Consider the following 12,012-nt stretch of genomic DNA (forward strand, 5'->3'; position numbering starts at 1 on the left):
TTGAGCAGGAATGACAAATATTATTCAAGATATAGATCTATTAGACCTTCAGGAGTATTAACAATAATAGTTTCGTTGTCCCTATCGACTTTTACAATAAATTCATCATTCATAGGAATTAATATTTCTACTCCGTTTCTATCAATTTCAAATAAAGACTGAGCCGTTGTGTCATTGATACCTTGAATAAGGCCTACTTCTCCAAATTTTTCATCTTTAATTTTAAATCCAATAACTTCATGGAAATAAAACTTATTACCATCTAGTTTTGGTAGTAAATCTAATGGTAAATACAATTCAGTTTTCATTAAAGCATCAGCATCAGCTTCAGTATCTACATCTTCAAATTTTAAACGTAATAAATCAGATTTGTGTAATTGTGATGATTCAACAAAGAACGGAACAAGATTTCCTCTCAAATCAATAAAAATTGCGTCCAAATTATCATATAAATCAGGTTCGTCTGTGTCTAACTTGGCAAGGAGTTCACCTTTAAAGCTATACTTCTTCACTATTTTTCCTAGATAAAAACAATCTTCTTTTTTCAAAACGAACGTTCATTTATCGTTCCCGTGAAAACGGGAATCTTATTAATATTTTTACCAAATTTTGATGAGATCCTCATTTTCATGAGGATTATTACTTAAAATCTTTTTGAGATTTTGTGTAATAAAAAACCCAGACTAATAATAGTCTGGGTTTAAAAGTATAAAATAATTTTTTTATTCTTCTTCGTTAGAAGCTGCTGTTTCTTCAGTTGCAACATCTTCTGCTACTTCTTCTTCAACAACTGGTGCAGCTGCAGCTATACGCGCTTCGTTTACTGCTTTTTCGGCTTCTAATGCTTTAGCTTTAGCATCGGCATCTACTTTAGATAAACCATCTGCTTTAGCTTGTACTTTAGCTGCTTTTTCTTCTAACCAAGCGTTGAATTTAGTTTCAGCTTGTTCTTCAGTTAAAGCACCTTTTCTAACTCCACCAGCTAAATGATGTTTTAGCATAGCTCCTTTATAAGATAAAATTGCTTTAGCAGTGTCAGTTGGTTGAGCACCATTTTGTAACCATTGTACAGCTCCGTTAACATCTAATTCTATAGTTGCAGGATTTGTATTAGGATTGTAAGCACCTAGTTTCTCTAAGTATTTACCGTCTCTTTTAGAGCGAGAATCCGCTGCTACGATCCAGTAATAAGGTTTTCCTTTTTTACCGTGTCTTTGTAATCTAATTTTTACAGGCATAATAATTAATTAGTGAGGTTCTCGACCTCTGTTATTAATGAGGGCGCAAAGATACTCTATTTTTTTAATTTGCAAGGGTTTTAGTCGTTTTAACTAAAAGTTTATCACTTTAACCAAAACAAAAACTAAGTTCTCTGAAGTATTAAAAAATATTATACTTTTGAAATTCTTGTTTCGTTATATTTGAAACAAAGCCAATATTTATTTAAGCATGAAAAAACTAATTCTCTTATCTCTTGTTTTTTTGACAGTATTTAGCTGTGGTGACGAAGTTCAATTTAATACTCCTGCCTTCCAAGGTGATCGTGAAAACGAACTTTGGCGAGCAAGAGCTTTTTCCGCTAGTATTGATGAAAATGGATTTTTAACCATAACTGGCAGTAATAATGGTGAAATAGTTAACCTTAAAGTGCCATCTGTAATCGAAGGGACTTTTGTGTTTGGGGATGTTAATACAATAGAAGCTCAATATATTAGTGGTTTTGGTACTACATTTACAACTAATAATAGACCAGATCCAACTGTTTCTATTTATCCTGAATTAGGGGAAATTGTTATTGAAGAGATTGATATGGCAAACGCTACTTTTACTGGTACGTTTAGATTTTTAGCTTTTGATGATACTGGATTAAATTCTATTGGATACGCCAATGGTATCTTTTTTAAGGTTCCGCTAATATCTGGAGCTATTCCTGCAAATCCAGTTACCTGTTTAGACAAGGAAATGGAAACGGATACAGCGTTATTAGCATACCAAGCTACGTTCGATCCTAGTTTAGAATTCGTAGATAGTGCTGCATTTGAAGTATCATGCAATGCTTACATAGCTGCATTAAATGAACAACGTAATTTTTGTGGTGATGTAGATGGAATCATACAAGATAGAATTGAAGCTCTCGGTAGTTGTGAGTTAAGCTGTGATATGGCTACAGCAAATAGAGTTGAAGCAGAGGCACAATATAATGCTTCAATGGTATCAAACTTTAATGCCTTGTGTGCACAGTTTTTGTTTTATCTTAATGAGCAAAGACAATTTTGTGGTGATGAAGACGGTAGTATTTTATTTGAAATTGATACCTTAGATTGCAGTGATACGGATAATGATGGTATCCCTAACTTTTTTGAAAATATAGATGGTGTTGGGAATTTAGACGATCCTGACGATGATTCGGATGGCGATGGTATTTTTGATTTTTTAGATACCGATGATGATGATGATGGTATATTAACGCAATTTGAAGCTTTAGATGTTAATGGAAATCCTGAGGATACAGATGGCGATGGTATTGTGAATTATTTGGATGACGACGACGATGGAGATGGTATTTTAACAATAAATGAAAATGCCGATCCCAATGGCGATGGTGATCCTGCAGATGCTTTAGATACTGATGGAGATGGTGTCCCAGATTATTTACAAGCTTAGAAATTAATTAAATTTTATAGTGTAAGCGTTATTCATGTGAGTAACGCTTTTTTATTAAACCTTGTTAAAGAGTTTTAAATACTGTTAACATACTTGAGCATAACACGGCTATAAAGAAGGTGTTGATAAATAAAGAATAGTTGTAGGTAAATTAAACAAGTTACTGATTGAAAATTATAAAAGGAAATTTTTTCATAATGCCCTGTTTTCTTACAACAATGAGGTTGTCGTGTTAAGTGAATATATCAGTGGAGAAAAAGTGACTTAACTTGCGAGGCTTTTTGTTTACAAGTGTTTATAACTTCATTTTAATAAAGTTTGATTATTTCTTAATTTTAATGTTCTCATTTTTTAAGATAATAAAGCGCTATGTACCTAATATTTGATACTGAAACAACAGGCTTGCCAAAGCGTTGGGATGCACCTATAACGGATACAGATAACTGGCCAAGGTGTATACAAATTGCATGGCAATTGCATGATGCGATGGGCAACTGTATTGAGCATCAAGATTATTTGATAAAGCCCGAGGGTTTCAATATTCCATATGATGCAGAGAAAATTCATGGTATTTCTACAGAATTAGCTCAAGAGGAAGGTGTGCCATTATTTAAGGTATTAGAAAAATTTAATATTGCTTTATCAAAGACGAATTTTGTAGTCGGACAAAATGTAAAGTTCGATTTAAATATAATGGGAGCTGAGTTTGTTAGAGAAGATTTAGCTAACCAATTGCAAGAACTACCAGTTTTAGATACCTGTACAGAACATACCGCGAACTTATGCCAGATTCCAGGAGGTCGTTACGGTAAATTTAAATTACCAACGTTAACAGAATTACACCAATTTCTATTTAATAAACCATTTGGCGAGGCGCATAATGCCACTGCAGATGTTGAGGCAACGACACGTTGTTTTTTCGAGCTGATAAGAAAGCAACAATACACTAAAGAACAATTAGATGTTCAGCCAGATTATTTTCAGAAATTTTCTGAAGAAAATCCTGATACAATTCAATTAATAGGTTTAAAACATATTAATCTAAAACGTGCAAGCGCAAAGATTAATGAGCGTTTACAAAAAGAGCAAGTAGATTCTATTCCCACTGATACAAATAATGAAGCAGTTTCAAAATTAGCAGAGGTTGATTTTGTGCATCTGCATAATCATTCTCAGTTTTCAATACTTCAATCCACTATAAGTGTTAAAGACTTAGTTGCTGCTGCAGCTAAAGAAGATATGCCAGCTGTTGCATTAACAGATCATGGAAACATGATGGGAGCTTTTCACTTTGTAAGTGCTGTTGGTAATCATAATAAAAAAGTAAAAGCGCAACACAGCGAAGCTGAAGAAGCTGGTATAGAAAAGCAAGGAAAATTTATAAAACCAATTATTGGTTGTGAATTCTTTGTCTGTGAAAACCACGCAGACAAAACCCGAAAAGACAACGGTTACCAAATTGTGCTGATGGCAAAGACGAAAAAAGGCTATCATAATTTAGCCAAATTGTCTTCTGCAGCATTTACAGATGGGTTTTATTATGTCCCAAGAATTGATAAGCAACTAATAGAGCACTACAAAGAAGATCTCATTTGTTTAACAGGAAATCTTTATGGTGAAGTACCAAGTAAGGTGCTTAACGTTGGTGAAAATCAAGCTGAAGAAGCTCTATTATGGTGGAAAGATACGTTTCAAGATGACCTGTACATTGAGTTAATGCGTCATAATCAAGAGGATGAAAATCGTGTGAATCCTGTTCTGATTCAATTCGCTAAAAAGCATGATGTAAAGTTAGTGGCAACGAATAACACCTATTATGTTGAACAAGAAAATGCCAATGCACACGATATTTTACTCTGCGTAAAAGATGGTGAAAAACAAGCGACACCAATAGGTCGTGGACGAGGTTATCGTTACGGTTTACCAAATCAAGAGTACTATTTTAAGTCTTCTGAAGAAATGAAGGCCTTGTTTAGAGATGTGCCAGAAGCGATTGTAAATATTCAAGAAGTAGTCGATAAGATTGAGCCATATGAATTAGCACGAGATGTTTTATTACCAGCTTTTGATATACCCAATGAATTTAAAGACGAAGCTGATGAAGCTGATAATGGTAAGCGTGGTGAGAATGCATTTCTAAAACATCTCACTTATAATGGCGCTGAAAAACGTTATGGAGACATTACACCTGAAATTAAAGAACGTCTCGATTTTGAGTTGAGTGTTATTGAAAACACTGGTTATCCGGGTTATTTCTTAATCGTAGAAGATTTTATTCGCGAAGCAAGAAAGATGGATGTTTCTGTTGGTCCTGGTCGAGGTTCTGCAGCAGGATCTGTGGTTGCCTATTGTCTTTGGATAACGAATATTGACCCTATTAAGTATGACTTACTTTTTGAGCGTTTCCTTAATCCAGATCGTGTAAGTATGCCAGATATCGATATCGATTTTGATGACGAAGGTCGAGGGCGTGTTATGGATTATGTAATCGATAAATATGGTTCTAATCAGGTAGCTCAGATTATCACTTATGGGACCATGGCAGCAAAGTCATCCATTAGAGATACGGCAAGAGTTTTAGATTTACCACTTGGAGATGCAGACCGGATTTCGAAGTTGATCCCGACAATGTCTAAACTCGGAAAGATTTTTGGACTCTCTGAAAAGGAACTAGGTAAGAAATTTAGAGCCGAAGATTTAGAGAAAGTTAACGAACTACTTAATATTTCAGATGGTGAAGATTTGCAGGCAGAAACTGTAAATCAGGCAAGAGTTTTAGAGGGTTCGGTTCGTAATACGGGTATTCACGCTTGTGGTGTGATTATTACACCTGGTGATATTACAAATTACGTTCCTGTGGCTTTGGCTAAGGATTCCGACTTATATGTGACACAGTTTGATAACTCTGTAGTTGAAGATGCAGGTTTATTAAAGATGGATTTCTTAGGACTGAAAACCTTAACTTTAATTAAGGATACGGTTAAGATTGTAAAGGCAAAACATGATATTTTGCTCGATCCTGAAAACTTTCCTTTAGATGATGTAAAAACTTACGAGTTATTCCAAAGAGGTGAAACGGTTGGTGTGTTTCAGTATGAATCTCCTGGAATGCAGAAGCACATGAAGAATCTTAAACCTACAGTTTTTGATGATTTAATTGCCATGAATGCACTATATCGTCCAGGTCCTATGGAATATATACCAAGTTTTATTGCTCGGAAGCATGGCGATGAAGAGATTGTATACGACTTACCAGAAATGGAAGAATATCTTAAAGAAACATACGGTATTACGGTATACCAAGAGCAGGTTATGTTGTTGTCTCAAAAATTGGCAGATTTTACCAAAGGTGAAGCCGATGTTTTGAGAAAGGCGATGGGTAAAAAGCAGATTGCAGTTCTCGATAAAATGAAACCGAAGTTTATTGAACAAGCTGGTGCAAAAGGACATGATGCCAAAATCTTAGAGAAAATCTGGAAAGATTGGGAGGCTTTCGCTCAGTATGCGTTTAATAAAAGTCACTCTACGTGTTATGCTTGGATTGCTTACCAAACGGCGTATTTAAAAGCGCACTATCCAGCAGAATATATGGCTGCGGTTTTATCTAATAACATGAATGATATTAAATCCGTCACCTTTTTTATGGAAGAGTGTAAGCGTATGCGTTTACCTGTTTTGGGACCATCAGTTAATGAGAGTTATTACAAGTTTTCGGTTAATAAAGATAATGCAGTTCGTTTCGGAATGGGAGCGATTAAAGGTGTTGGTCATGGTGCTGTTAAAACCATTGTTGAAGGTCGTAAAGAAGATGGACACTATAAATCTATTTTCGATTTGGCAAAACGTATCGATTTACGTGCTGCTAATAAAAAAGCCTTTGAAGGTTTAGCAAATGCAGGTGGATTTGATTGTTGGTCAGACACTCATCGTGCACAGTATTTTGCGCACGATGGTGATGGGATTACATTCTTAGAAAAAGCAGTGAAGTACGGAGCTAAACACCAAGAAAATGAAAATTCTGCTCAGATAAGTATGTTTGGTGCTGCTAGTGATGTACAGATTGCAGAACCAATTGTACCACCATGCGAAGATTGGGGAACTATGGAGAAGTTGTCTCGCGAAAAAGAAGTTGTTGGGATTTATATTTCTGGCCATCCTTTAGATGATTTTAAAATTGAAATGAAAACCTTTTGTAATGGAGTTATAGCGCATTTTAATGATTTAAATTCTGTTTTAAATCGTGAAATCACCTTTGGTGGAGTTGTAACAGACGTGCAGCATCGCGTGAGTAAACAAGGAAAAGGTTGGGCATTATTTACCATTGAAGATTATACCGATAGTTTTGAGTTTAGAATCTTTGGAGAAGACTATTTAAAGTTTAGACACTTCTTTGTGATTAACTCATTTGTTTACGTGAGAGCCTTTATAAAAGAAGGTTGGGTCAATAGAGATACAGGTAAAAAAGGCGATCCGAGAATTCAGTTTAATAGTTTTCAGTTGTTGCATGATGTTATGGACAATTATGCTAAAAAGTTATCTATACAACTAAATATCGATGATTTAGGTGAAGGAAAAATAACTAAGTTGCACGATTTATTACGAATCCACGAAGGCAGTAATACACTTAATTTTGTGGTTTACGATAACAAAGAAAAAATTAAAGTGCAAATGCCAAGCCGTAAGCAGAAAGTGAAGATTTCTCAAGAACTATTACATGAATTGAAGGAGCATGATGTTCGGTATAAGTTGAATTGATTTATGAAAAGTATTTTAAGAAAAACAAGTATATTTATTAATATATAGAGGATGAGTCCAATATTCCAGTTACTAATTTTGTTGCTAAGAGCATAATAGTTGATATTTCCATGATAGAAAATTGAAGTTTTAATTCGATTACTCTAAAAGCATAAATTTAGATTATTGTGATTAAAAAAGTGTGAATATAATTCACTAGATATAATTTTATTAGAAGTTAAATTCTTAACTACATTATTACATTAACTAATGATAATTCTGTTACAAGACTCGTCAAATTGGTATTACGCTCTTAGGAATATGTGTTTATAAAGATTCAAATCACTTAAAATAATTCAAGCTAAATGAAAAAGTTAGTTACAATAGTATTTATATGTTTCTTCCAATGTATTTTAGCACAATCCGCTATTTCTGGAAAAATCGTTAACACTAAAAACGAGCCAATTCCGTACGCGACCATTCGGGTTGAGAATACCAATAATGGCATAATTTCTAATGATATAGGTCTTTTTACATTGGTTATAAGTACTGAAAACAAAAATAAACGCTTAGTCATCTCGTCATTGGGTTATAAAACAAAAATAGTAGAAAGGACTGATGAAATGGGAACCATAATTCTAACCGAAGATATTACGCAATTAAGTGAAGTTTTCATTACTTCAAATGACAAAGAAATAGATTATGCCAGAGAACTGGTAGAAAAAGCCATAAAGGCAATTCCGAATAATTATCCAACGATTAGCGAAACACACACAGGTTTTTTAAGAGAAACCACGACTAGGGAAAATAAAGAACAACCAATTTATATAGCAGAAGCTGTTGTTGAAGCCATTAAAGAAGATTACACTAAAAAAAACAGATCTGGTGATGTAAAACTCATTGAATTCCGAAAATATGAAGGAGATGAATTAGACTCTCTAAATTTTAGAATTTATGCCGGAAGTCATCATATTCATAGATTTGACATCGTGGCAAGAAGAGATGCTTTTCTTTCAAAACCAGAAAATTACAACTATAAAATTGTAGATACCTTACGACAAAATGGAACAGATATTTTTAAAGTTTTAGTTAATGAGGATAATAGTAATTCGGCTTACGTCTATATTCAAAACGAGACCTTTGCCATAGTAAAAGCAGATATTAAGCTCAATACTAATTTTGGAGTGTTGGGACCTAGAGAATTTTTTAATTATACAGTAACCTACAAGCAAAGTGAGGATAAGCTATGGCGATTTTCTAATTCATATTACACTACAGCTTTTACGAAAGGAGGAAAAGTTCTAAACTTAACCAGTGAGTATGTTACAACGGATATTGTACCTAGTAAAACTAAAATTCCATATATAGAAAGGCTTCAGTTTACTGAAATTCTGTTAGATGAAACCAAAGCATACGATCCAAACTTTTGGGACAACTATACCATTATTTCACCTGATCCATTATCTGAGACATTGTTTAAATCTATAGATTATACAGTAGATGAGGAGGTTGATGAAGAAGAGAATGGGCTTTTAGCACTTAGAAAAAAATTATCTTTTGAAATGGGATTAGGTTGGACTGCTTTTAATATCGCATCTCATAGTGTAAGTTACACCAATTCAGTTATAGATATTCAAGACGATAATGAGTCAACAAACAAAGGAGCGCTCAGTTATGATATATCAATATTTTATGAAATTAAGCCTTATTTTTTGATTGGCTACGCTGGTCAAACTAAACTAACAAAAACAGGAATTATAGCTAATGATATTGTTCTGTCCAGTAAAATAAATTTAAATCCTAATGGACGACCAATAAACGTGTCACCTAGAATTCACTTTGGTTACCAAGAATTAGATTATTTTCTTAAACGCTTTGAGCTAGATAATGATATTAGAATTGATGGAGAAAAAATTGATAGCGATAAGTTGGATACATTTCTTTCTCAAAGAGGTTTTAGACTAAAGCCAAGTTTAGTTTTTTCTATTGAGCAAAGTAAAAATTTCAGCTTTTTAATATCTACTTCATATAATATAGCCCTAAACAACAAAAACGGATTGGTTTTTCGTGAAAAAGGTGGGTTTTTATTGGCTCCGAAGAAAGTGTTTCTTGAGAATGGACAGGAAAATTTATCTACAGTATCTAACCGAGAACATATATTTAAAAATACAATTAGTGTAAATGCAAGTGTGGCTTTTAGGTTTTAAATTAATGAGTACTAAATTCAAATTTTAAGTCGAAAGTTAGATAGTTTTTCGATTATGATAGAATAAAAATGCATTTCACAAATACCACCATAACCAAATCAAATACTGCCACTGTAAGGTTTGGCAAAATTTTTGACTAATTTTGTGTATCTATCCATAGATAGAACATTAAACAGAAGTAGAATACACTAAAAAATAAATATTATGGCATTAGAAATTACAGATGCAACATTTGAAGAAACAGTATTAAAGAGTGATAAACCAGTTGTGGTCGATTTTTGGGCTGCATGGTGTGGACCTTGTCGTATGGTTGGACCAATCATTGATGAAATCAGTACAGAATACGAAGGTAAAGCTGTAGTTGGTAAGATAGACGTTGATGCAAATCAAGAATTTGCTGCTAAGTATGGAGTAAGAAATATACCTACGGTATTAGTTTTTCAGAACGGAGAGGTAGTTGGTCGCCAAGTTGGTGTAGCACCAAAAACGGCTTACGCTGAAGCTATAGATGCACTTTTATAGAAATAATACTCTAAAAGAAATGATAAAAGGTTTGTCTATAAGGCAAACCTTTTTTAGTTTCGATTGCTCATGGATTTACAATTAGAACTTAATAAAGCAGGTGGTTTTAAAAACTTAGAGTTACTTGCCAAGCAAGTGGTTGAAGGTTTTATTGCTGGTATGCATAAAAGCCCGTTTCATGGGTTTTCAGCAGAATTTGCTGAGCATAAAATCTACAATCAAGGAGAAAGCACTAAGCATATAGATTGGAAGCTTTATGCAAAAACAGATCGTTTATATACGAAGCGTTATGATGAGGAAACAAATCTTAGGTGCCATCTCATTGTAGATAATAGTAGTTCTATGCACTATCCTGAATCAGCTGGTTCTACTATAGATAACTTAAATAAAATTTCGTTTTCAGCCTTAGCAAGTGCATCTTTAATGCACATTCTTAAAAAACAACGTGATGCTGTTGGTTTGAGTATATATAGTGACACCTATGATTTTTATTCACCAGAAAAAGGTAGTGAGCGTCATCATAGAATGTTAACGACTAAATTAAGTGAGACTGTAGTTTCAAAACCAGTTTCTAAAAAAACAGAAACCTACCTTTATCTCCATCAGATTGCAGAAAAGGTACATCGTAGATCATTGATTTTTATATTTACAGATATGTTTCAAACTTCTGAGGATGATGAAAAATTATTTGAGGCTTTAAGGCATTTAAAGCATAATAAGCACGAAGTTGTTTTGTTTCATGTGTTTGATAAAGCAAAAGAGCTAACGTTCGATTTTGACAATAGACCAAAACGATTTATTGATATAGAGACAGGTGACAATATTAATTTATACGCTGATAATGTGAAAGAGAACTACGAAAAGGTAGTAAAAGCATACTTTAATAATTTAAGATTAAAGTGTGGTCAATATAGAATAAAGTATGTTGAGGCCGATATTAATGCAGGTTTTAATCAGATACTAACTACATATATGATAGAGCGACAAAAATTTGTATAAATAAATACTTATATTTTATTCTTTTTTGTTTGCGATATTAAAAATGCAATGTATATTTGCCCTCGCATTTATGCAACGGTCTGGTAGTTCAGCTGGTTAGAATGTCGCCCTGTCACGGCGAAGGTCGCGGGTTCGAGTCCCGTCCAGACCGCAAAAAATGTAGAAAAGCTCTGAGAAATTGGGGCTTTTTTAGTGTAAAGATGTTGTGTTGTTCTCAGGGTAAAATCTGAGACGTAGTAGAAATCCAATTTAATTGGATATTTACCAATGAAAGGCTTTCCTTTTTCCTTGTGAAATTGGGATGCTTTTTTGTTTTGTAGAATTAGGGTAAAAAGCTATTTTATAAGATAAAGTGTCTTTTTTAACATGTTATGAACATTAAAAATACATTTTATCGATAAAATAAAACATTTAAACGATATTATTTTTTGTTGCTGTTTAATTAATAGTATATTTGTAATCCTTCTTAGGTCCTCAAATCACTTAAAAAGGAAATAAAATCCATTTTACTACAGACAGTATCTGTCTAACTAAACGTCCCTCGTTTTATTTTAGTACAAATTTAGGTTACCACCTAGATAGTTAATAATCCATTTTCCTCCCTCAACGTCATAGCGATAATCGTTATGCATTTAAATATTGACTATTACTTAACCCTAAATTGAAATACTTATGAAGACTCTTAAAATTACTTTAGCTTTAGTTGCTGTACTTGTTTTAACAATATCTGGTGTACAATCGGATAATATTGTTAATACTGATGAAAACCCTACGTATGAAACATACGATAATAATGTAATTGCACATAAAAGAGGCAAGGCAAAACTTCAACCAGCCGGATAATAACTTATTAAATACTTTAATACCATTAGCCTTAATTTTCATT

8 protein-coding genes and 1 tRNA gene are annotated in these 12,012 nt (G+C 33.4%); 7 read left to right on the forward strand and 2 right to left on the reverse strand.

Annotated elements, in window-relative coordinates:
- Positions 1-20: 20 nt before the first annotated feature.
- Together rimM and ACFWU4_RS03760 are read right to left on the reverse strand one after the other, a co-directional pair.
- The gene (gene rimM / locus ACFWU4_RS03755) at positions 21-548 is read right to left on the reverse strand and encodes a ribosome maturation factor RimM (protein WP_411125009.1); all 528 of its coding nucleotides are present in this window, start codon (positions 546-548) and stop codon (positions 21-23) included.
- A gap of 174 nt (positions 549-722) precedes the next feature.
- Complete coding sequence (locus tag ACFWU4_RS03760) at positions 723-1,238, reverse strand: 30S ribosomal protein S16 (RefSeq protein ID WP_411125011.1); 516 nt, start codon at positions 1,236-1,238, stop codon at positions 723-725.
- 211 nt (positions 1,239-1,449) lie between these two features.
- On the opposite strand from ACFWU4_RS03760, the gene ACFWU4_RS03765 reads away from it, so the two are divergent.
- The 7 genes from ACFWU4_RS03765 to ACFWU4_RS03795 all read left to right on the forward strand — a co-directional run bounded on the left by ACFWU4_RS03765 (position 1,450) and on the right by ACFWU4_RS03795 (position 11,969).
- Positions 1,450-2,664, forward strand: coding sequence for a DUF6252 family protein (locus ACFWU4_RS03765; RefSeq protein ID WP_411125013.1), 1,215 nt, complete (start codon positions 1,450-1,452; stop codon positions 2,662-2,664).
- 369 nt (positions 2,665-3,033) lie between these two features.
- Complete coding sequence (gene dnaE / locus ACFWU4_RS03770; protein WP_411125015.1) at positions 3,034-7,419, forward strand: DNA polymerase III subunit alpha; 4,386 nt, start codon at positions 3,034-3,036, stop codon at positions 7,417-7,419.
- Between the two features lie 344 nt (positions 7,420-7,763).
- Entirely contained in the window at positions 7,764-9,605 is a 1,842-nt protein-coding gene (locus ACFWU4_RS03775; RefSeq protein WP_411125016.1) for a carboxypeptidase-like regulatory domain-containing protein, read from the forward strand.
- Between the two features lie 204 nt (positions 9,606-9,809).
- Complete coding sequence (gene trxA / locus ACFWU4_RS03780) at positions 9,810-10,127, forward strand: thioredoxin (protein ID WP_411125018.1); 318 nt, start codon at positions 9,810-9,812, stop codon at positions 10,125-10,127.
- 69 nt (positions 10,128-10,196) lie between these two features.
- The gene (locus ACFWU4_RS03785) at positions 10,197-11,126 is read left to right on the forward strand and encodes a DUF58 domain-containing protein (protein WP_411125020.1); all 930 of its coding nucleotides are present in this window, start codon (positions 10,197-10,199) and stop codon (positions 11,124-11,126) included.
- Between the two features lie 77 nt (positions 11,127-11,203).
- Positions 11,204-11,277, forward strand: a tRNA-Asp gene (locus ACFWU4_RS03790).
- A gap of 521 nt (positions 11,278-11,798) precedes the next feature.
- Positions 11,799-11,969 carry a hypothetical protein gene (locus tag ACFWU4_RS03795; RefSeq protein ID WP_411125022.1) on the forward strand — a complete coding sequence of 57 codons (171 nt, stop codon included), beginning with the start codon at positions 11,799-11,801 and terminating at the stop codon, positions 11,967-11,969.
- Positions 11,970-12,012 lie beyond the last annotated feature (43 nt).

Origin of the sequence: Winogradskyella sp. PE311 (assembly GCF_046545555.1) — a bacterium.
GTDB lineage: Bacteria > Bacteroidota > Bacteroidia > Flavobacteriales > Flavobacteriaceae > Winogradskyella.

Coding starts and splice junctions, on each gene's coding strand:
- ACFWU4_RS03760 (WP_411125011.1), bottom strand. CDS start 1,238: ATGCCTGTAAAAATTAGATTACAAAGACACGGTAAAAAAGGAAAACCT.
- ACFWU4_RS03765 (WP_411125013.1), top strand. CDS start 1,450: ATGAAAAAACTAATTCTCTTATCTCTTGTTTTTTTGACAGTATTTAGC.
- dnaE (WP_411125015.1), top strand. CDS start 3,034: ATGTACCTAATATTTGATACTGAAACAACAGGCTTGCCAAAGCGTTGG.
- ACFWU4_RS03775 (WP_411125016.1), top strand. CDS start 7,764: ATGAAAAAGTTAGTTACAATAGTATTTATATGTTTCTTCCAATGTATT.
- trxA (WP_411125018.1), top strand. CDS start 9,810: ATGGCATTAGAAATTACAGATGCAACATTTGAAGAAACAGTATTAAAG.
- ACFWU4_RS03785 (WP_411125020.1), top strand. CDS start 10,197: ATGGATTTACAATTAGAACTTAATAAAGCAGGTGGTTTTAAAAACTTA.
- ACFWU4_RS03795 (WP_411125022.1), top strand. CDS start 11,799: ATGAAGACTCTTAAAATTACTTTAGCTTTAGTTGCTGTACTTGTTTTA.